Consider the following 22,800-nt stretch of genomic DNA (forward strand, 5'->3'; position numbering starts at 1 on the left):
TAGGCGTATCATTATTAGATATGGGATTAAAGTTGTAACTTTGTTGCTTCAAATATTAAATGAAGATATGATCGAAGTTTTAGAGTCTGCTTTACAGAAGGCTGCGGGTGAAGGAATGGATGAATTTATCCAAGCGTTTACAGATAAATATAAAGAGATTATCGGTGGCGAACTAACTGCCGAAACAATGCCTCTGCTGACAGGAGAACAACATTCTTTGCTGGCATATCAGATTTTTCGTGATGAAATAATGGTTGGTGGATTTTGCCAATTAATTCAGAACGGCTATGGTGGATATATCTTTGATAATCCGTTTGCGAAAGTGATGCGTTTATGGGGGGCAGAAGAATTCTCTAAATTAGTCTATAAGGCTAAGAAAATCTTTGATTCCAACCGGAAAGATTTGGAAAAGGAACGGACGGATGATGAATTTATGGCTATGTACGAGCAATATGAAGCTTTTGATGAGTTGGAAGAAGCTTATTTAGAGATGGAAGAACAAGTCACAGCATTGATTGCAAGCTACGTAGATGATCATTTGGAACTTTTTGCAAAAATAATAAAGTAACGGATGCAGTATTTTTTAAGTACTTGCATTTATTAATTATGAATTAGAATTTATATCTTTGCAAAATCTAAAAAATATGTTTATGAAACAAGTGAAATTTTTCTTGGTGGCTTTGATGGCTGTGGTTATGGGGATGTCGGTTACTTCATGTATGAATGGAGACGATAACCACAATGTTACGATGACTGTTCCTGTTAAGTATAATTATTCATCATTTTTGATGGGTGATGGAACTACTAAGTTGGTTCCAACTACAGAATTAGGTTTATTGGATGGGATTATGTACATAATTTCATGTCAATATGACCAATCACAGGTATCAGCGAATAGTAATAGTATACCAGTAACGCTGTTATCTACTCCACTTTGTATTGATCCTAAAGGTGATGAAAGTTTGTCTACAACAAAGACTAAACCTACTAATCCTCTTTATACATTGGATAAGCAACAGTCAAGTCTGGTTTATTATGATAAAAATACGATTGTTTTAACAATGCCATATTGGGTGAAGGTTACAAACTCTAGTGTTGAAGAATCAGAATTAAAGAAACATTCATTTTGTCTTTCCTATAATCCTGATGAAATAGAAAGCAATGCTACTAAGTTGAATTTATATATTAGTCACCGTGTTGAGGATGGAGAGGAAAGTGTAACTCGTTCCAACTTCACATATGCTTATAGAGCTTATTCAATTAGTTCAGCTCTTTATCAGTTTAAAGAGAAAACTGGTAAATTGCCACAATATTTGGTATTAAAAGCTGAAACCAATAGCTCAAAAGATGAATTGAAAGACGAGAATGGAGAAACTTCAGTTGAATATCAATACGCGTTTACAGAATAACATTGAACTACAAAGAACTATTTAACATAGCAATGAAATTGATTTCCTCTCCGGCCAAGGCCTGGGAGGAAATTTCTATGGAAGAGGATAGGCGAAAAGTATATATAGCTTTTGTCTATCCTATGATTGGTTTATGCGGTCTGTCCGTATTCATTGGTTCGTTATTGACGAATGGATGGGGAGGTCCGCAAAGTTTCCAGATAGCTATGACCAATTGTTGTGCCGTAGCTGTAGCCCTGTTCGGTGGCTATTTTCTGGCAGCTTATGCCATTAATGAAATGGGAACAAGAATGTTTGGTATGCATAGTAATATGCCGTTGACACAACAGTTTGCAGGATATGCATTGGTTGTGCCTTTCCTGCTTCAGATAGTAACCGGACTGTTACCTGATTTTAGAATTATTGCTTGGTTGCTGCAGTTCTACATCGTCTATGTGGTATGGGAGGGAGTTCCTGTATTGATGGGAGTAGAAGAAAAACAACGATTAAAATACACCCTTTTGTCGTCTGTATTGTTAATACTATGTCCGGCGGTGATACAGATCGTGTTTAATAGACTGACGGCTATACTTAATTAATGAGTAAAGATGAAACAACCTCCTGTAAATATAAAGAATAAACGGGCTACGTTTGATTACGAGCTGATAGATACCTACACAGCAGGTATCGTATTGACCGGTACGGAAATAAAATCCATTCGTTTGGGAAAAGCCAGTCTGGTAGATACGTTTTGCTATTTTACGAAAGGCGAATTGTGGGTGAAGAATATGCACATCGCCGAATATTTCTATGGATCGTACAATAATCATACGGCACGTAGAGAGAGGAAGTTGTTGCTTAATAAAAAAGAATTGGAAAAATTTCAGCGGGAGATGAAAAATCCCGGCTTTACGATTGTCCCTGTACGCTTGTTTATCAATGAGAAAGGTTTGGCGAAACTGGTCATAGCTTTGGCGAAAGGTAAGAAAGAGTATGATAAACGGGAATCCATTAAGGAGAAAGACGACCGTAGAGATATGGCAAGAATGTTCAAGCGGTAAGTAAAAAACGCTATAAGATAAAACGCCGGACTACGAGAGGTCTGGCAGATGTTGGCAGAGTGGTAATTAGGTATTAATGTGATAGGGTAATGAAAAAGACAATTTCTCAGATCGTATCCGAGCGCATCCTTATTCTGGATGGGGCAATGGGTACAATGATTCAACAATATAATCTCAAAGAAGAAGATTTTCGTGGTGAACGTTTTGCGCATATTCCCGGACAGCTGAAAGGGAATAATGACTTATTGTGTCTGACACGTCCCGACGTGATTCAGGATATTCATCGTAAATACCTGGAAGCGGGTGCGGATATCATCGAGACCAATACATTTAGTTCAACCACAGTTTCTATGGCTGATTATCACGTAGAAGAATACGTGCGTGAGATGAATCTTGCAGCCGTAAAACTGGCTCGTGACCTTGCTGACGAGTATACAGCCAAGAATCCCGATAAACCACGTTTTGTGGCCGGCTCCGTAGGACCTACCAATAAAACCTGTTCTATGAGCCCGGACGTAAACAACCCGGCTTATCGTGCTTTGAGTTACGACGAACTGGCTGCATCCTATCAGCAACAAATGGAAGCAATGCTTGAGGGTGGGGTAGATGCTATTCTGATTGAGACAATCTTTGATACCCTAAACGCTAAAACAGCAATTTTTGCTGCTGAACAAGCCATGAAAGCCACTGGTGTCGAAGTGCCTATCATGTTGTCTGTAACTGTATCCGATATTGGCGGACGAACACTGTCCGGACAAACATTGGATGCATTTCTGGCTTCTGTGCAACATGCCAATATCTTTTCAGTCGGTTTGAATTGCTCATTCGGTGCCCGTCAGTTGAAGCCGTTCCTGGAACAGCTGGCATCCCATGCACCTTATTATATTAGTGCCTATCCGAATGCCGGGTTACCGAATAGTCTGGGTAAGTATGACCAGACACCTGCGGATATGGCTCATGAAGTGAGAGAATATGTTGAAGAAGGATTAATCAATATTATTGGTGGCTGTTGTGGTACGACAGATGCCTATATTGCTGAATATCCCGCCCTTGTAGAAGGAGCTAAACCGCACGTTCCTGCCTCTGCGCCGGATTGTATGTGGCTCTCCGGACTTGAACTGTTGGAAGTGAAGCCGGAAATAAACTTTGTGAATGTCGGCGAACGTTGCAATGTAGCCGGTTCGCGCAAGTTCCTTCGTCTCATCAATGAAAAGAAATATGATGAAGCCCTTTCTATCGCCCGCCAACAAGTGGAGGACGGTGCTTTAGTGATTGACGTCAATATGGACGATGGATTGTTGGAGGCAAAGACAGAGATGACTACTTTCCTGAACCTTATCATGTCTGAACCGGAAATAGCCCGTGTTCCGATCATGATTGATTCTTCCAAATGGGAAGTTATTGAAGCCGGACTGAAGTGTCTTCAGGGCAAATCAATCGTCAACTCTATTTCTTTGAAAGAGGGAGAGGAAGTTTTCCTTGAACATGCCCGAATCATCCGGCAATATGGAGCCGCTGCTGTGGTTATGGCGTTCGACGAGAAAGGACAGGCAGATACAGCCGCCCGTAAAATCGAAGTTTGTCAACGGGCTTACCGTCTTTTGGTTGACAAAATCGGCTTTAATCCTCACGATATTATTTTTGACCCCAATGTGCTTGCTGTAGCTACGGGGATTGAAGAACATAATAACTATGCTGTAGATTTTATTGAAGCTACCGCTTGGATAAAGAAAAATCTCCCCGGTGCACACATCAGCGGAGGAGTCAGCAACCTTTCTTTCTCTTTCCGTGGCAACAATTATATCCGTGAAGCCATGCATGCGGTATTCCTTTATCATGCCATTCAGCAAGGAATGGACATGGGGATTGTGAATCCGGGAACTTCCGTATTGTACACTGATATTCCGGCTGATGTCTTGGAAAAGATAGAAGATGTTGTCTTAAACCGTCGTCCGGATGCGGCGGAACGGCTTATTGAATTAGCGGAATCTCTGAAAGCAACCATGAGCGGAACTGCCGGACAACCGGCTGTGAAGCATGATGCCTGGAGAGAAGAATCTGTTCAGGAACGCTTGAAATATGCCTTGATGAAGGGAATCGGAGATTTTCTGGAACAGGATTTGGCAGAAGCTTTGCCTCTTTACGATAAGGCGGTGAATGTGATCGAAGGGCCGTTGATGGATGGAATGAACCATGTTGGTGAACTGTTTGGTGCCGGTAAAATGTTTCTGCCTCAGGTTGTGAAGACTGCCCGCACCATGAAGAAAGCCGTAGCTATCTTGCAACCGATCATTGAATCGGAAAAAGTGGAAGGAAGTGCTTCGGCAGGTAAAGTGCTACTGGCAACTGTAAAGGGGGATGTGCACGACATCGGAAAAAACATTGTAGCTGTAGTGATGGCCTGCAATGGTTATGATATTGTAGATTTAGGAGTAATGGTTCCTGCAGAAACCATCGTTCAGCGTGCTATTGAAGAAAAGGTAGATATGATCGGGTTGAGTGGACTGATTACTCCATCTTTGGAAGAAATGGCTCACGTGGCTGTTGAACTTGAAAAAGCAGGTTTGGATATTCCTCTTTTGATTGGTGGAGCCACTACATCGAAGATGCATACGGCATTAAAGATTGCTCCTGTTTATCATGCTCCGGTAGTACACCTGAAAGATGCTTCCCAAAATGCAAGTGTCGCTTCCAAATTGCTTAACCCGCAGGCAAAAGCCGAGCTGGTGAATGAATTGGAAACAGAATATGAAGCACTCCGTGAAAAGAGTGGGCTGATGAAACGTGAAACTGTTTCGTTGGAAGAAGCACAGAAAAATAAGTTGAACCTGTTTTAAACATTGTCACAATGAAAAAGATTTTCTCTTTCTTATGTCTGATTGTAGCAGTCACTGCTATGACCTCCTGTTCTTCTGCAAAAGAAGAAAAAGGAACATCTGGAACCGGAAATGCTGTGTTGGATAATATTTTCGAGCGCAAAAGTGTGCGTGCTTATCTGAATAAAGGAGTAGAGAAAGAGAAAATCGACTTGATGCTTCGTGCCGGAATGGCTGCTCCTACGGGTAGGGATATCCGTCCATGGGAATTTGTGGTAGTATCTGATCGTGCCAAACTGGATTCAATGGCAGCAGCACTTCCTTATGCCAAAATGCTGACGCAGGCCCGTAACGCTATCATCGTCTGTGGAGATTCAGTACGCTCGTCATATTGGTATTTAGATTGTTCTGCAGCAGCACAGAATATTTTGTTGGCTGCTGAAAGTCTGGGATTGGGTGCTGTATGGACAGCGGCCTATCCTTATGAAGACCGTATGCAAGTAGTGCGTAAATATACTAACCTGCCCGATAATATTCTTCCGCTTTGTGTCATTCCTTTTGGCTATCCGGCTACAAAAGAGAACCCGAAACAGAAATTTGACGAGAAAAAGATACATTATAATCAGTATTAGTAAACAAAAGTTTTGTCTTTTCAATAATTTCCTTACATTTGCGTCTAAATTGATTAAAATCTGATACGCAAATGTTTGGAATAGACGACCCTTTTATTATTCTGCCTTACCTGCTTTCGGTGGTATGTGTGATTTTTGCTGCCTGGTTTGGGCTGAAATATTGGAATAAGGACGACGAAAAAGACGAAACCCGATGAATACATTTACTCTTGGACTAATTGTGGTAGCTTATCTGCTGTCACTGGCCTACCTCGGCTTTTTGGGATATAAGAAAACAACGAATACCAGTGACTATTTGGTAGGCGGACGTCAGATGAATCCTATCGTAATGGCACTTTCTTATGGTGCTACGTTTATTTCCGCATCTGCTATTGTAGGTTTTGGAGGAGTGGCGGCTGCTTTTGGAATGGGTATTCAGTGGCTCTGTTTCCTTAATATGTTTGTAGGGGTGGTTATAGCTTTTATCTTTTTCGGTTTGCGTACCCGGCGTATGGGGGCAAAGTTGAATGTGAGTACTTTCCCTCAATTATTAGGCCGTCATTTCCGTTCCCGTAATATACAGGTATTTATTGCTGCTGTTATTTTCATCGGAATGCCGCTTTATGCAGCGGTTGTAATGAAGGGTGGAGCCGTATTCATCGAACAGATTTTCCAGATTGATTTCAATATCTCTTTGTTGATATTTACATTGGTCATAGCTGCTTATGTTATAGCAGGAGGAATGAAAGGAGTGATGTATACGGATGCGTTACAGGCAGTTATCATGTTCGCCTGTATGCTGTTCCTGTTATTCTCACTATATCAGGTGCTCGGTATGGGCTTTACCGAAGCTAATAAAGAGTTGACTGCTATTGCTCCATTGGTTCCTGAAAAATTTAAAGCATTGGGGCATCAGGGGTGGACAGCAATGCCTGTAATGGGTTCACCGCAGTGGTATTCACTTGTTACTTCTTTGATTTTAGGAGTAGGAATCGGCTGTCTTGCACAACCCCAGCTGGTCGTTCGTTTTATGACCGTAGAGAGCAGTAAGCAGTTGAACCGCGGTGTATTTATCGGTTGTTTCTTTCTGATTATAACAGTAGGAGCTATCTATCATGCCGGAGCCTTGAGTAATCTTTTCTTCCTGAAAACAGAAGGAGCGGTTGCTACCGAAGTAGTGCAGGATATTGATAAGATAATTCCATATTTTATTAATAAAGCGATGCCCGACTGGTTTGCCGCACTCTTTATGTTGTGCATCCTTTCAGCCAGTATGTCTACGCTAAGTTCGCAGTTTCACACGATGGGTGCTTCGGTAGGTTCTGATATTTACGGAACTTATAAACCCCGTTCACGGAATAAACTTACCAATGTGATCCGTTTGGGCGTATTGTTCTCTATCCTGGTCAGTTATATTATTTGTTATATGTTGCCTCATGATATTATAGCCCGCGGAACTTCTATTTTTATGGGAATTTGTGCAGCTGCTTTTCTTCCGGCTTATTTCTGTGCTTTATATTGGAAGAAAGCTACTAAACAAGGCGTCATGGCAAGTCTTTGGGTGGGAACAATCGGCAGTCTGTTTGCTCTTGTGTTTCTTCATCAGAAAGAATCTGCAGCATTAGGTATCTGTAAAGCGTTATTCGGACGGGATGTGTTGATAACCACTTATCCTTTCCCTGTGATTGACCCGATATTATTTGCCTTACCATTATCTGTATTGGCTATTGTCGTAATCAGTCTGATGACCTATAAGAAATAAGTATTAGGTATTACACCTAATACTTTACTTATGCTTTTATTTTCTTTTTGTAGGATTCATAGCGCGACATAATATCTCGAACGAAATTGTAAGTCTCGATGCCACGGAAATATCCGTTTTTGCAGACAGGATCGTTGAAGTATTCTTGATTGCTTTTAAGCAAGATGAAGTTTTCTACATTATCTTTCCATACTAATTTGTTCTTCCCGTATTTTTCGGCTAGTGCCATTGCGTCATATATATGTCCCAAACCGGCATTGTAAGATGCTAAGATAAAATTGAGCCGTTCCTGCTTATCGGGAATCATGCTGAAACTCCGGTCGGTGGCAGTAATATATTTAATAGCCGCTTTCACACTTTCCTCCGGATTCTGCTCTTTGCCGGGAGGTACTCCCATTGCACGTGCTGTGGCAGGCATTAACTGCATGAGTCCTTTGGCACCTGCCCAAGATACAGCGGTAGTGTCAAAATTGGATTCTGTATACGCTAATGATGCAAGCATGCGCCAGTCCCAGCCGATGTCTTTGGAATACTTCTTGAATAAATGGTCATAATGAGATATCTTTCCTTCTTTTAAGGAGAGGATAGGAGAGTGCGGCATCATTTTACTATTCTCAAAATAACGTTTCATACTTGCTGTGTAAGCAGGAGAAGTCATGTTTTCCTGATGCCATTGGGTAGCAGCGGCTGCGAGCTCGGGGCTGTCTTTTCGTACCGCCCACGAAGAACGTTGATCGAAACTGATGGACAGATCGATATTTAAATTGGGATAATAGGTCTTATTAAGTCTGGCTAAATCATTGTCGGCCACCGTATACGGAATTTTTCCTTGTGCTACTTGTGTAATCAAGTCCTCAATAGTGATACTGTCATTGGTGACTTCATGAATCCGGATGCCTCCTCCTAATTCACTGTTCAGATTGACGAGGCGATCATAATATTTCCCCGGTTTTACGTATATATCTTTTCCGACCAGTTCGGTTACATCTTCCAACGGCTTCTGTTTTCCTCTTCCTTGCTGAACAATTACCTGGTGAGTAATTACATCTTCGCCACAATAAAGAAGACTGTCTTTCCACTCTTTGGTGATTGGCAGATTATAGGCAATCATGTCTCCTTCGCCTGCCAATAATTTTTGGATCATTTCGTCGACGCTGTTGGCTACTTCAATCCTAAGCTTTAGTCCCAGACTTTTGGCAAACTGTTCACTAAGTTCATACTGGAACCCCATTTCTTGTCCCCGGTAAATGAAATAGGAAGTAGAGCTATATAATGTCAATACAACGAGTTCGCCACTATCTTTTATTTGTGGAAGATCACGCGCTGTCTCATCCATCTTGTTATGATGCTTATTCCGGCATCCGAGTATACAACAAAATAGAATAAGAAATAAAGGAATACTCAGTGTCTTGACATTCATTTCTTAATTTTTAATTTTCAATTTTTAAGGTGCTTCTTGATGTACATGGTCAGTATATCAATAGCCACCCTATTACTGCCTCCTTCCGGTACAATAAGGTCGGCATATCGTTTGCAAGGTTCGATAAATTGCAGGTGCATAGGTTTTAAAACCCGTGTATAACGTTCCATAACAGCTTCGGCAGTACGTCCGCGCTCAATGACATCTCTCTGGATGACACGTATCAGGCGTTCGTCGGGATCGGCATCAACAAATATTTTGAGGTCCATCATATTGCGCAGCTTTTTATCACATAAGGCAAGGATTCCTTCAATGATAACCACTTCACGAGGTTCGATATGAATGGTTTCGGGCTGGCGTGTACATGTGAGATAAGAATAGGTGGGCTGTTCGATGCTCTTTCCTTCTTTCAGCGTCATGACATGCTTGGAAAGCAGACTCCATTCAAAAGCATCCGGATGGTCAAAATTGATATTCTGGCGTTCTTCAACCGGGACATGACTACTGTCTTTGTAGTATGAATCCTGTGGTAAGAGTACTACTTCTCCTGCGGGGAGGCTTTCTATAATTTTCCGTACGACGGTGGTCTTTCCGGAGCCCGTTCCGCCTGCTATTCCTATAATTAACATCTCTTTAAATGTATATTTGAACCAAATAGAGTATTTTTGCATTACTATTAATGTGGTAAACGCATTAACAAGACAAATATAGAAACAATTCATTAAAATAACAACGTAATGGTAAAACACATTGTATTATTTAAGTTAAAAGACGAAGTTCCTGCTGAAGAGAAACTGGAAGTCATGACTAAATTCAAGGAAGCGATAGAAGCTCTTCCTGCTAAAATTTCTGTAATTCGCAAAGTGGAGGTCGGATTGAATATGAATCCTGGTGAAACATGGAATATTGCGCTTTACAGTGAGTTTGATACACTAGAAGATGTTAAATTCTACGCAACACATCCCGACCACGTAGCTGCCGGAAAGATTCTGGCTGAAACGAAGGAGGGCCGTGCGTGCGTAGACTATGAATTATAAACCCCAAAAATAAAGATGAGAAAAATAATTTCTTTCCTGCTTTTAAGCTTTGTTGTATATGCATTGCAAGCGCAGATCAAAGATCCGGTAAAGTTTAAAACAGAGCTGACAGCTCTCTCCGATACGGAGGCAGAGGTGGTGTTTACAGCTACCATGGATAAAGGTTGGCATGTTTATTCTACCGATCTGGGAGATGGCGGCCCTATTTCCGCAACATTCAATGTTGATAATAAATCGGGTGTCGAGCTTGTTGGCAAACTGAAGCCTGTAGGCAAAGAAGTATCTACTTTCGATAAATTGTTCGAAATGAAGGTACGCTATTTCGAGAATACAGCAAAGTTTGTGCAGAAAGTAAAATTCACGGGTGGAGCTTACGCAATCGAAGGTTATCTGGAATATGGAGCTTGTGATGACGAGAGTTGTCTGCCTCCTACTCAAGTGCCGTTTAAGTATTCCGGAGTAGCAAAAGCCGGAAATGCCGCTGCAACGAAAACAGAGCAACCGGAGCAAAAGGTAGCGGATAAGCAAAAAGAAGAACCCGTTCCTGCTGCTACGAAAGATTCTTCTGCGATGATGGAACTGGTGCCTGCAACTACAACCGAAGCTGCTACGGATATTCAGCCTGCTGTTGCATCGGGTGATCTTTGGAAACCGGTAATCAGTGATTTACAAGCCTTAGGAGAAGAACATGGTCAGGAAGACATGTCCTGGATATATATATTCATAACAGGTTTTCTGGGTGGATTATTGGCATTGTTTACCCCTTGTGTATGGCCGATTATTCCGATGACAGTCAGTTTCTTCTTAAAACGTAGTAAAGACAAAAAGAAAGGAATTCGTGATGCGTGGACATACGGTGCATCTATCGTAGTGATTTATGTGGCATTGGGCTTGGCTATTACTTTGATTTTCGGAGCCAGTGCATTAAATGCTTTATCTACCAATGCTATTTTCAACATTCTCTTCTTCCTGATGCTGGTGATTTTTGCTGCTTCATTCTTTGGAGCGTTTGAAATCAGGCTGCCGTCGAAGTGGGGAAATGCGGTAGATAGCAAAGCTGAATCAACGACCGGATTGCTAAGTATTTTCCTGATGGCTTTCACGCTTTCATTGGTATCTTTCTCTTGTACAGGTCCGATTATCGGCTTCCTGCTGGTACAGGTATCTACAACAGGAAGCGTAGTTGCTCCAGCAATCGGTATGTTAGGATTTGCCATTGCTTTGGCGTTGCCGTTCACACTCTTCGCCCTGTTCCCGTCTTGGCTGAAATCGATGCCAAAGTCCGGCGGATGGATGAATGTTATCAAGGTTACGCTGGGTTTCCTCGAATTAGCATTTGCACTTAAATTCTTGTCAGTTGCTGATTTGGCTTATGGTTGGAGATTGCTTGATCGCGAAACATTCCTGGCTTTATGGATTGTCATCTTTGCTTTGCTTGGATTCTACTTGTTGGGCAAGATCAAATTCCCGCACGATGACGATGATAATAAGGTGGGAGTAACCCGCTTCTTTATGGCGTTAATCTCTTTAGCATTTGCCGTATATATGGTTCCCGGTTTGTGGGGAGCACCATTGAAAGCCGTATCTGCATTTGCTCCGCCTATGCAGACGCAAGATTTCAATCTGCATAAGAATGATGTACACGCGAAATTCGATGACTATGATTTAGGAATGGAATATGCCCGTCTGAACGGAAAACCGGTTATGCTCGATTTTACCGGATATGGTTGCGTAAACTGCCGTAAGATGGAAGCAGCGGTATGGACTGACCCGAAAGTGAGTGATTTGATTAATAACGACTACGTATTGATAACACTTTATGTAGATAATAAAACTCCGTTGACCGAACCCGTGAAGATTATCGAAAATGGTACAGAACGTACTTTGCGTACTGTCGGCGATAAATGGAGCTATCTGCAACGTGTGAAATTCGGAGCTAATGCCCAGCCTTTCTATGTATTGCTGGACAATCAGGGTAAACCGTTGAATAAGTCGTATGCTTATAACGAAGATATCCCTAAGTATATTGAATTCTTACAGACCGGATTGGAGAATTATAAGAAAGGGAAATAACGATTTCTCCGATAATGACCAATCTTGGATAATGAATAAAAAAGCGGTCTCATCTTTTCGATGAGGCCGCTTTTTGAATAGAATAAATTGAAATTTTAGCGAAAATTACATGGGTACTTCTATTAATAGAAGTTGGGTTCCTTTTAATATATGTATCGGGAATTCTTTTGTATCCCAAACACCGATACCATCACGTTTGGACAGCCGTTCTTCCGCCACTGTGATTTCTCCTTCAAGTACGAAGATATATACTCCGTTACCTTCCTGATGCATTTTATATTCGATTGTTTTTTCCGTATCGAAACTTCCCATAGAGAACCATGCATCTTGTTTGATGGAAGCTGGAGTCTTACCGTTCGGAGAGAGGATTAATGCCAGCTCATTTTGTTTCAGGAGCGGACGAATATCGAAGTTATTATACTCTGGTCTCGTATTTTCAACTCGTGGAAATATCCATATCTGCAGGAATTCCAATTGTTCTTTATCGCTTCTGTTGTATTCACTGTGATAAATGCCACTGCCTGTACTCATAACCTGAATATCACCTGGAGTGATGGTTTTGGTGTTTTGTACACTGTCACCATGTTTCAGGTATCCTTTCAGGGGGATGGAAATCACTTCCATATTTTTATGCGGATGTGTATCGAATCCCATAGACGGGTCTACACTGTCATCGTTCAGCACTCGTAATGCTCCGAAATGAATTCTTTCCGGATTATAATAGTTGGCAAAACTGAATGTGTGATGGGTCTTGAGCCAGCCGTGATTGAAATAGCCTCTTGATGAAGCTCTGTCGATTACTTTTTTCATAATCTTCCTTTCTTTTTTAATAGAACTTTGTTGTGCGTCTTATTTGCACTTTACTATTACTAATAACAATGGAAAGGTAGATAAAGTTCTTAACGGGAGATTTAATAAGAAGGGAGCTTTATTTTTTTATTTCAGAAAAAATACATACGTTTGTAACATCATAACAATACCTTTGTGGCCAAAAATAAAGAAAGTATGTACGCAACAGACACTCTAATGGATGAACGGGAATTGGTTCTCCGTCTGATAGACGGAGATGAAGAGGCCTTTTGCGAACTTTATGCCGCTTATAAGAATCGTTTGCTCTACTTCGCCCTGAAATTCGTCAAGTCGCGTGAATTTGCGGAGGATATATTCCAGGATGCGTTTACGGTAGTTTGGCAAACTCGTCGTTTCATTAATCCCGAAGCCTCTTTCTCTTCCTATCTTTATACTATTGTGCGTAATCGTATTTTGAATCAGTTGCGGGATATGGCTAATGAAGATCAGCTGAAAGAGCAGATTCTTTCTCAAGCGATCGATTCAACGAACGAAACGAATAATCATATTCTGCTCAATGATTTGAAAGAGATTATTGCCCGTGCATTGGAGCAATTAACGCCCCGCCAGCGTGAGGTATTTAAAATGAGCCGTGAACTACAGATGTCTCATAAAGAAATAGCCGAAGCATTGGGCGTTTCAGTTCATACAGTGCAAGAACATATTTCTCTTTCTCTAAAAGTGATTCGTTCCTATTTGACTAAATATTCAAGTACATCAGCCGATGTACTTTTGATTCTATTGTGCTTGAATTTATAATAAATGTTAATCACACCCTAGCTCTTTCTTACTTTTGTGTATTACTTATACAAAGGGAAGGAAATTAATATCCTTATATTGAATATATGATGAAAGATACTAAAACAGAAAAAGATAAATTGCATCGCTATCTGGATGATCTTTATACCCGGGATGATGCTTCACAGTTGTTGCAAAGTATTAAGGATTCAGAAAACCAAGATATATTGGACGAACTGGCAGCAGAGGTTTGGGAAGAATCCGGGAACCTGCAACCTGGTAATGATTTGGAGCGGGAAAAATATAAGAGAGAGGCACGCCAATTACTGAAACGTATTGAACACAAAAAACGTACATGGTTCCGCCGGGCTTCTGTAGTGGCAGTCAGTACAGCGGCTGTAATAGCCATTATCATAGGGAGTGTCAACTTTTTCCGGTATATGAATGAACAACAGGTCACACTGGCTGAAATTACCACTTCCTTTGGTGAGAAAAGACAAGTGACTTTGCCGGACGGGACTCTTTTGGTTCTGAACTCTTGTTCGCAAGTGCGTTATCCGGATCGTTTTGTTGGAGATCTCCGTGAAGTGGAACTTGAAGGAGAGGGATATTTCCGTGTTGCCCGTAATGAAAAGATGCCATTTGTTGTGAGGACGAAGCGACTGGATGTTCAGGTGTTAGGTACCCGGTTTGATGTAAAATCCTATTCAACAGATGAAATAGTGTCTGTGAGTGTGGAGAGTGGTAAGGTGCAGGTCGATTTGCCGGAAGCGATGATGAGGTTGACTGCTAAAGAACAGGTGCTTATCAATACTGTTTCCGGAGAATATAGTAAGAAAACAGAGGATAGGGGAGTGGCTGTCTGGATGAAAGGTGGGTTACGCTTTTACAGTACACCTATCCGCGATGTGGCAAAGGAACTGGAACGGGTATATAATTGCCGGATTACTTTTGCTCCCGGTCAGGATTTCAACAACTTGATTACCGGCGAACATGATAACAAGAGTCTGGAAGCGGTACTTAAATCCATTGAATTTATCAGCGGTGATATCAAATATAAGAAAGAGGGCATCAATGTACTTCTTTATAAAGAATGAGATGAATAATAGATAATGTTCAACCTTTTAAAAAATAATAGATGAAAACAGCTCCTTCATGAACCTCCCCAAAATGATAGAAGCACTCCAAAGGAATGCCTCTATCCGCAATCCGGACGGATATTCATAAGCTTCGACCCAAATGAATAACGTATCGCGCATTGCTTGTTTTTAATAACTTTAGTCAATTACTAAAACGCACAAATTTATGAATAATCTTCTTATTTGTAAAGGGATAAGTAAAAATAGCTGTTCGTTTTTAGCTTTTTTACTATTCACCTTCATTTTAATAGCTCCGGCTGCTGCTCAGACATTGAAAGAGCATGATATTACGCTTCGTGTGCAAAACGAGCCGGTAGAGAGTGTTTTCAATAAAATCAGCAAACAGACTAATTTTAAGTTTCTCTATGATCAGGAGACGGTGAACAAGGCTCCGAGAGTTTCTTTCGACATTAAAAATGCTTCATTAAAACAGATTCTGGGAGAAATTACTTCCCAGGCCAAGCTTTATTTCAATAGGACCGATCATACAATTGCTGTCAGCAAACAGCCGCTTAAGAAAGAAGAAACTGCTCAACGTGCACGCACTATCCAGGGAATAGTTGCAGATGATAAAGGAGAGCCGGTGATTGGTGCCAGTGTGCAGATTAAGGGAGAAGGCAGTGGTACGATTACCGATATTGACGGACGTTATTCATTAATGAATGTACCGGAGTCTGCAACATTGACTATTTCCTATATTGGATATAAAACGGTAAATATCTCTGCAAAGGATAAAAATACGGCGAAAATCACGTTGGTAGAAGATAGTAAGATGATTGATGAGGTAGTAGTGGTGGGATATGGAGTTCAGAGAAAAAGAGACGTCTCTACTTCTATTTCTTCCGTGAAAGCTGAACAAATTGCAGATGTTTCTGCTTCAGACTTTCGTCAGGCGTTGGCAGGTAAGATGCCGGGGGTACAGGTTACACAGCCAAGTGGTGATCCGGAGGGAAGTGTAAGTATCCGTGTTCGTGGTATCAGTACGGTTAATGCCGGTAGTGATCCTCTTTATATTATTGATGGCGTGCCGGTGGAACGTGGATTTGCCAATCTGAATAATAATGATGTCGAATCTGTGGAAGTTTTGAAAGATGCTTCGTCGGCAGCTATTTATGGTAGTCGCGGTTCCAACGGTGTAATTATTATCACGACCAAGCAGGGACAGTCGGAAAAGATGAAAGTGCAGTATGATGGATATTATGGTATCCAGAGTGTTTCGAAGAAACTTTCAATGATGAATGCATATCAGTTTGCCGAATTTGCAAAGGATGGTCATGACAACGCTTATCTGGATGCTAATCCCGGAGGTTCACCGGATGACCCGAATGGAATGCGCCCGAATTCATGGGAACGTATTCCTACCGAACTCTTTCCCTATCTGAATGGTGATAAGGGGTTGACGGATACGGATTGGCAAGATGCTATTTTTCGTACTGCTGCTACTACCAGCCACAATGTTTCTATTTCCGGCAGAGGAAAGACAGTCGGCTATTTCATTTCAGCCAACTATTATGATAAAGAAGGTATTATAATTAATTCCGACTTTAAGAAATATAGTATGCGTATGAATTTGGACGGGAAATATAAAAGACTGAAATTCGGTTTGAATTTCTCTCCTTCCTATTCTACTTCCAATCGGGTAGATGCTTCCGGATCTAATGGTATTGTGCAATCGGCATTGATGATGCCTCCGGTATGGCCGGTGTATAATGCGGATGGCAGCTATAATTATCAGGGAAATGGCTATTGGAGAATTGGAAATGACTATCAGCATAATGCCGTATTGAACCCGGTAGCCATGGCAAACTTACAATCGGATGTCGTAGACCGTATGGCGATTGTCGGAAAAGTTTTTGCTGAATTGGAGTTGTATAAGGGGCTTACTTATAACATTTCTTTTGGTGGCGATTATTATGGTTCGCATAATGACCAATATCGTTCTTCGGAACTTCCTTTATTGGGACAAAAGTATTATGATGTAAAGTCAAATCCGACAGCCTACAGTTCATCAGGTTTTTATTTCAACTGGTTGGTGGAGAATAAAATCAATTATAACACAACGATTAAAGATGCTCATTCTATCAATGTGGTCTTAGTACAGTCGGCTCAAAAAGAGACATATAAAGGAGATAATGTGACGGCGACCGATTTCCCGAACGACTATATACAAACAATTTCCGGAGGTACGGTGACGAAAGGTGCATCTGATAAAACCCAATGGACGATTGCTTCTTATCTGGCGCGTATGCAGTATAGCTATAAAGGTAAATATATGGCTTCGGCAGCTATTCGTGCAGACGGTTCTTCCCGTTTTGGCAAGAATAACCGGTGGGGATATTTTCCTTCAGCTTCTTTGGCGTGGAGAATAAGCGGAGAAGACTTCTTTATGAAGGCTAAGTGTCTGTCGTTTGTTGATGATTTGAAGTTAAGAGCGAGTTATGGAGTGACCGGTAACTTCCAGATTGGCAATTATGATCATTTGTCTCTGATGGCTTTGGATAATTATGTGCTTGGCACAGGTAACGGACAATTGGTGAATGGTTATAAGCCAAGTACCATAAAGAATGAAGATTTGAGTTGGGAAAAGAATGCGATGGTGAATGTGGGTGTTGATTTGCAGATGTTCAAAGGATTGCTGGGATTAACTGTGGATTATTATAATACCAATACCTCTAATATGTTGTTGAATGTACCAGTTCCCCACCTGACCGGATATAGCACTGCATTGATGAATATCGGTAAAGTGAATAATAGGGGATGGGAAGTTGCTTTGACCTCACAGAAGAATATAACTAAAGATTTCGGTTATTCGTTTAATGCTAATTATGCCACTAATACGAACGAAGTGAAGGCACTCGGTCCGGGTAATGCTCCTATCATATCTACCGGTAGCGTAGATCATGCTTATTACATAACGAAAGTCGGTGAACCCATCGGATGTTATTATCTGTTGGTGCAGGATGGAATTTTCTCCAATGAAGAAGAATTAAAAAAGTATCCTCATTTCAGCAATACCCAGCCGGGAGATTTCCGCTTTGTGGATGTAGACGGGGATGGAGTGATGGATTTGGATAAAGATCGTACAATCGTGGGTAACTATATGCCCGATTTTACCTATGGGTTTGGTGGTAAAGTCTGGTTTAAGGGATTTGACCTTGATTTTAATTTTCAAGGAGTATATGGTAATGAGATTCTGAATCTGAATCGTCGTTACATTGATAATCTGGAAGGTAATACCAATGGCACCACTATAGCCTTGAATCGTTGGAAAAGTCCGGAAGATCCGGGAAACGGTCAGGTGAATCGTGCCAACCGTAAGTCAAAGGGGTATAATGGTCGTACTTCAACCTGGCATCTGGAAGATGGTTCTTATCTGCGACTGCAGAATGTGACACTAGGATATACCTTGCCGAAGAACCTGACTCAACGCTTTTTCGTGGAAAAATTAAGAGTTTACGTTTCCGGACAAAATTTATGGACTTCGACTAATTATAGCGGATATAATCCGGAAGTAAATGCACGTCCGAGTAATTCTCTTTCACCGGGTGAGGATTATGGAACTTATCCATTAGCTAAAACATTCTTGTTCGGGCTAAACATAACACTTTAATCATCCTTTAAAATACACGTTATATGAAAAAATATAAACTAATACTATTCCTATCAACTGCCTTGTTATCAGTTGCTTGTACAGATAGTTTCTTCGATTTGGAACCGAGTAGCAGTGTGCCTACCGACAAGGTATATAAGACAGCGGAAGATTTTAATGTAGCTGTGATAGGATGTTACTCCAAATTGCAGACACAAGTTTCCTATTTTACAGAGTGTTGCGAATATCGGAGTGATAATTTGACATTGAGTGCGCCCACTGCCGGAACACAAGACCGTTATGATATCGATCAGTTTGCAGATAAAGCCTCTAATGGAATTTTGGAAGATGCCTGGGCAAACTTTAATAATGGAGTCTATCGTTGCAATCTTGTATTAGATAGAATTGATGAGGCCAACTTCGACGCAACTCTGAAAAAACAATATAAAGGCGAAGCTCTTTTTATCCGTGCCCTTACTTATTTTAATATGTATCGTTTATGGGGAGGGATACCGATGACTAATAAAGTGGTGACGGTGGCTGAAGCTCTTAAAATCGGGCGCAGTTCCGATCAACAGGTTTATGATTTTCTTGTCGGTGATTTGAATCAGGTTATTAATGAAAATATGTTGCCGTCTTCTTATACAAGTGCCGATATGGGACGAGTGACTTCCGGTGCTGCAATGGCATTGCTCGGCAAGATTTACCTGACTTTCCATAAATGGACGGAGGCTCGCAATGTGCTATCTCAACTAGTGGGTCGGTATTCTTTAATGACTACTCCCGAACAGGTGTTTGACGTGAACAATAAAATGAACGATGAGATTATTTTTGCTGTTCGCTTTAATAAGGATGTTGAAGGAGAAGGACATGGATATTGGTTCTCTATTATTAATCTGACTGATGATACCAATCAGACAAAGTCTCTGAAAGAGTGCTACAAAGATGGGGATAAGCGCAAGAATCTGATTACCTATGTAAAGGTGGAAGATAAAGTATGCGTGATGAATAAATTTAAGGATGTCAAAAGTGCGACCTATAATACAGTCGGTAATGACCAGATTATTCTCCGTTATGCCGATGTGCTGTTAATGTACGCTGAAGCTTTGAATGAAATCAGTTATAGTAATTTGCAGAATTCAGAAGCTATGGTTGCTTTGAATGCTGTGCATACTCGTGCCGGATTGTCTCCGCTTCAGATAACAGAGCTTCCCGATCAGGATAGCTTCCGTAAAGCGATTATGTTGGAACGTCAACAGGAGTTTCCTTATGAAGGACAGCGTTGGTTCGATTTGGTACGTATGGGAGGTGCTAAGGAGGCTATGAAAGCAGAAGGACATATTATTCAGGACTATCAATTCCTGTATCCTATTCCAAAAACGGAGTTGGAAAGAATAAACAACACAGAACTGTTGTGGCAGAATACGGGATATTAATAGGATTAAACTAAAAGAAATCAAACGATGAAAAAAATACTATATAGCTTGTTGTTTATTTTCACGGTAGTCTTTACTGCTTGTGAAGAAGATCTGCCAAAGGCAAGTTTCGATTTATATGAACTGAAGTCACTAACGGCAACAGCCGGAGATATGAATGTGACTCTTTCCTGGGAAGCATACGAGAATGCCCGTCCGAATGAATATTTGATTCTTTGGACTTCCGGATCATCAGAAGCGGAAGGAGGCGAGATGACTGTGGATGCAAAAACAATGACTGCCACTATCAATAATCTGGTGAACGATGTTGCTTACACTTTTTCTGTGCAACCTCGTTATGCGGGAGGATTGGCCAGTAAAACTACTGCTGCCTGTACACCGAAGAATGCAAGATATCCGATTTCTGATCTGACGGCAGCAGCCGGCAATGAAAGAGTGCGTTTGAGATGGACGAAACCTGCAAGTGAACGTTTCACTCGCTATCAGGTTACCGTGAATCCCGGTAATCAGATTATCAATCTGGATGATACTTCATTGGAAGAATACATCGTTGATGGTTTGACTAACGATCAGGAATATACATTCAATGTAGTCTGTGTTTATCCTACAGGCAATTCTATTGCGGTGGAAACTTCTGCTACTCCCGGATTGATCTATCCTATTCTCGCTAGTACGGAACTGGTTGTGTGGGAGCCTTCTACCTTTGCTTATAACGATATGTATTTCATGGCTGGTGAAGTGAAATCGGTAAGTTGGGATTTTGGTGATGGTACGACATCGGGAGAAAACAATCCGGTGCATGCTTTTACTACTACCGGTACTTATACAGTGGCTGTAACGGTGACTTATGTTAATAATACCACCGAGTCGGGCAGTCTGACTGTCACGGTCGGCAATTATAAATGGAATTCTGTCGATTTGAACTTCGGTGGACTTACCGGATATGTAAAGACCTCCAATCCGGTGTTCTCTCCGGATGGAAAAACAATGTATATCCCGACATCTACTCCTGCGGGTCATTTATTTGCTATTGACGTAGTGAGCGGTGAATTCAAGTGGGTGTTTGCTATCAGTCAGATAACTTATGGCGGAGGTGCGTTGGTGGCTCCTGATGGTACAATCTATCAGTGTGTAAGAAATGCCACTATTAATAATGTATATGCTATTAATCCGAACGGAACTCAAAAGTGGGCAGTAAAATTGGATGCTGCGATAGGAGCTTTCCCTGCATTGTCGGCCGATGGTGTTCTTTACTGTCTCACCAATAAGAGTACGTTGTATGCGCTGGATGCATCCAGTGGTGCTATTAAATGGCAACAATCGCTTGACGGAGCAACCGGTAGTGCTGTGGCTATTGATAAAGCCGGAAATGTTTATGCAGGTACAAGTGCAGCCATTTATTCTTTTAAACCGAATAAAGAGCAGAATTGGAAATTGGAAGAAGTGAATGTGACAGAACAGGCTACGTTTGCTTTGAAGGATCAGGTACTTTATGCGACTTTGAAAAACGGAGGACTCGTTGCTGTTGATATGACAAACGGAACGAAGAAATGGACGTATCCGACCACGAAAGGAGATGCTTATTTCCCGATTGCTGATAAAAATGGCAATGTCTATTTTACTGAAAAAGGATCGCAGACTGTTCATGCAGTAAATGCCAGCGGATCTAAAATCTGGGAGAAAAATGTGGGTAACAATTTGAACTACAGTGGAGGTGCTTTGAGTACGGATGGTATTCTTTATATAGGTACCCAATCGAATAACAAAGTGCTGGGACTTGACATCACTAATGGAAACATTGTTTTTGAAGAGACTGTGGGACAACAGGTCATGGCAGCTGTTAGCATTGGTCCGGACAGACGGCTTTATTGCGGAACGATCGGATCTAATAATATCGGTTCGATAAAGGCTTTTGCTGTCAATAAGACATTAGCAACAGACTCCTGGAGTATTCGTGGTGGTGATATTCAAGGTACAAACCGTCAAAAGTAAGCGATAATGAGAGTTCCTGTTTTTATCTTATTTATGGCGATGACAATGGGTTTATATGCACAGAAATATAAAGTAGGTACGACTACAGCTTTGTGGAAAGTACCTGCTTCCACAGACTTTTCTCAAGCCCGGTCTGTGGGGGTAGAGTATGTGGAAGTAGCATTTAACCAGTGTTATAGAGGAGTTCCGGCAGATGAAGTTGTTCCTCGTATCCGGGATATGAAAGCAAAAATTGATAGTGCCGGTATCAAGGTCTGGTCTATACATCTTCCTTTCTCACGCACGTTGGATATATCGGTGCTGGATGAAAAGAAAAGGAAAGAAAATGTAGATTTTATGGCGGAGATGATTGGACAGTGCGCTCAGTTTCAGCCGAAATGTTTGGTACTGCATCCTAGTTCCGAGCCTATTGCTGACAGTATTCGGGCACAAAGAATAACTAACGCTTCCAGGTCTATCGCTTATCTGAAAAAATATGCGGATCAAATAGGAGCACAGTTGTGCATCGAAAATCTGCCGAGAACTTGTCTGGGTAATACTCCTGAAGAGCTTTTGGAGATAATCAAAGATATTCCGGGTGTGAAAGTTTGTTTTGATACCAATCATTATACTAAAGGGACGACAGAGCATTTTGTAGAAACTGTTGGTGAACGTATAGGTACTATACATGCCTCGGACTTTGACTTTGTCAACGAGTGTCACTGGCTTCCTACACAAGGTGACATTCAATGGGGAAAGTTAATGTATGCACTCGAAGGAATCGGCTATGAAGGGGTTTTTATGTATGAAGCTACCAAAGACCATGAAAACGACAATACGCGTCCGACACCGGAACGGGTGGTTGAGACTTTCAATAAAATAATTAATGACTATAAAAATCAGAAATAAG

The 22,800-nt window shown here is 41.3% G+C and carries 19 protein-coding genes; 16 read left to right on the forward strand and 3 right to left on the reverse strand.

Features of this window, described 5'->3' with window-relative positions; translation table 11 throughout:
- Positions 1-67 precede the first annotated feature (67 nt).
- The 8 genes from NQ505_RS14170 to NQ505_RS14205 all read left to right on the forward strand — a co-directional run bounded on the left by NQ505_RS14170 (position 68) and on the right by NQ505_RS14205 (position 7,638).
- Complete coding sequence (locus NQ505_RS14170) at positions 68-568, forward strand: DMP19 family protein (RefSeq protein ID WP_004325524.1); 501 nt, start codon at positions 68-70, stop codon at positions 566-568.
- Positions 569-650: 82 nt separating this feature from the next.
- On the forward strand, positions 651-1,409 hold the full coding sequence (locus NQ505_RS14175; RefSeq protein WP_009000889.1) for a hypothetical protein: 759 nt from the start codon (positions 651-653) through the stop codon (positions 1,407-1,409).
- 32 nt (positions 1,410-1,441) lie between these two features.
- On the forward strand, positions 1,442-1,987 hold the full coding sequence (locus NQ505_RS14180) for a Yip1 family protein (protein ID WP_004305955.1): 546 nt from the start codon (positions 1,442-1,444) through the stop codon (positions 1,985-1,987).
- A gap of 9 nt (positions 1,988-1,996) precedes the next feature.
- Positions 1,997-2,449 carry an SsrA-binding protein gene (gene smpB, locus NQ505_RS14185; RefSeq protein ID WP_009000890.1) on the forward strand — a complete coding sequence of 151 codons (453 nt, stop codon included), beginning with the start codon at positions 1,997-1,999 and terminating at the stop codon, positions 2,447-2,449.
- An 89-nt stretch (positions 2,450-2,538) separates the two neighbouring features.
- Positions 2,539-5,286: a methionine synthase gene (gene metH / locus NQ505_RS14190; RefSeq protein ID WP_009000891.1), complete on the forward strand. Its 2,748-nt coding sequence runs from the start codon at positions 2,539-2,541 to the stop codon at positions 5,284-5,286.
- Positions 5,287-5,297: 11 nt separating this feature from the next.
- Positions 5,298-5,897 carry a nitroreductase family protein gene (locus NQ505_RS14195; RefSeq protein WP_004296933.1) on the forward strand — a complete coding sequence of 200 codons (600 nt, stop codon included), beginning with the start codon at positions 5,298-5,300 and terminating at the stop codon, positions 5,895-5,897.
- Between the two features lie 71 nt (positions 5,898-5,968).
- Entirely contained in the window at positions 5,969-6,094 is a 126-nt protein-coding gene (locus NQ505_RS14200; RefSeq protein WP_004296931.1) for a symporter small accessory protein, read from the forward strand.
- Entirely contained in the window at positions 6,091-7,638 is a 1,548-nt protein-coding gene (locus NQ505_RS14205; protein ID WP_009000892.1) for a sodium:solute symporter, read from the forward strand. Before NQ505_RS14200 ends, NQ505_RS14205 begins: the two co-directional genes overlap by 4 nt.
- 28 nt (positions 7,639-7,666) lie before the next feature.
- Here the strand turns inward: NQ505_RS14205 and NQ505_RS14210 are convergent, their stop codons facing one another.
- Together NQ505_RS14210 and udk are read right to left on the reverse strand one after the other, a co-directional pair.
- Entirely contained in the window at positions 7,667-9,058 is a 1,392-nt protein-coding gene (locus tag NQ505_RS14210; protein WP_009000893.1) for a transglycosylase SLT domain-containing protein, read from the reverse strand.
- Positions 9,059-9,075: 17 nt separating this feature from the next.
- The gene (udk, locus tag NQ505_RS14215; RefSeq protein WP_008648370.1) at positions 9,076-9,687 is read right to left on the reverse strand and encodes a uridine kinase; all 612 of its coding nucleotides are present in this window, start codon (positions 9,685-9,687) and stop codon (positions 9,076-9,078) included.
- 108 nt (positions 9,688-9,795) lie between these two features.
- Here udk and NQ505_RS14220 point away from each other — a divergent pair, with 108 nt between their 5' ends.
- Entirely contained in the window at positions 9,796-10,095 is a 300-nt protein-coding gene (locus tag NQ505_RS14220; RefSeq protein WP_009000894.1) for a Dabb family protein, read from the forward strand.
- 15 nt (positions 10,096-10,110) lie between these two features.
- Positions 10,111-12,168: a protein-disulfide reductase DsbD family protein gene (locus NQ505_RS14225; protein WP_009000895.1), complete on the forward strand. Its 2,058-nt coding sequence runs from the start codon at positions 10,111-10,113 to the stop codon at positions 12,166-12,168.
- A gap of 105 nt (positions 12,169-12,273) precedes the next feature.
- Here NQ505_RS14225 and NQ505_RS14230 read toward each other — a convergent pair whose 3' ends face one another.
- Positions 12,274-12,978, reverse strand: coding sequence for a pirin family protein (locus NQ505_RS14230; protein ID WP_009000896.1), 705 nt, complete (start codon positions 12,976-12,978; stop codon positions 12,274-12,276).
- Between the two features lie 195 nt (positions 12,979-13,173).
- On the opposite strand from NQ505_RS14230, the gene NQ505_RS14235 reads away from it, so the two are divergent.
- From NQ505_RS14235 to NQ505_RS14260, 6 genes are all read left to right on the forward strand, one after another.
- The gene (locus NQ505_RS14235) at positions 13,174-13,776 is read left to right on the forward strand and encodes an RNA polymerase sigma-70 factor (protein WP_009000897.1); all 603 of its coding nucleotides are present in this window, start codon (positions 13,174-13,176) and stop codon (positions 13,774-13,776) included.
- Between the two features lie 86 nt (positions 13,777-13,862).
- On the forward strand, positions 13,863-14,852 hold the full coding sequence (locus NQ505_RS14240; RefSeq protein ID WP_004305966.1) for a FecR family protein: 990 nt from the start codon (positions 13,863-13,865) through the stop codon (positions 14,850-14,852).
- Positions 14,853-15,060: 208 nt separating this feature from the next.
- Positions 15,061-18,504: a TonB-dependent receptor gene (locus NQ505_RS14245; protein ID WP_008648359.1), complete on the forward strand. Its 3,444-nt coding sequence runs from the start codon at positions 15,061-15,063 to the stop codon at positions 18,502-18,504.
- Positions 18,505-18,527: 23 nt separating this feature from the next.
- Positions 18,528-19,919, forward strand: a complete 1,392-nt coding sequence (locus NQ505_RS14250) for a RagB/SusD family nutrient uptake outer membrane protein (RefSeq protein WP_004305970.1) — start codon at positions 18,528-18,530, stop codon at positions 19,917-19,919.
- Between the two features lie 27 nt (positions 19,920-19,946).
- Positions 19,947-21,911 carry a PQQ-binding-like beta-propeller repeat protein gene (locus NQ505_RS14255; protein ID WP_004296919.1) on the forward strand — a complete coding sequence of 655 codons (1,965 nt, stop codon included), beginning with the start codon at positions 19,947-19,949 and terminating at the stop codon, positions 21,909-21,911.
- Positions 21,912-21,917: 6 nt separating this feature from the next.
- Positions 21,918-22,799 carry a sugar phosphate isomerase/epimerase family protein gene (locus NQ505_RS14260; protein WP_009000898.1) on the forward strand — a complete coding sequence of 294 codons (882 nt, stop codon included), beginning with the start codon at positions 21,918-21,920 and terminating at the stop codon, positions 22,797-22,799.
- Position 22,800: the final 1 nt, after the last annotated feature.

The organism is Bacteroides sp. D2 (genome assembly GCF_025147085.1).
Classification (GTDB): Bacteria; Bacteroidota; Bacteroidia; order Bacteroidales; family Bacteroidaceae; genus Bacteroides.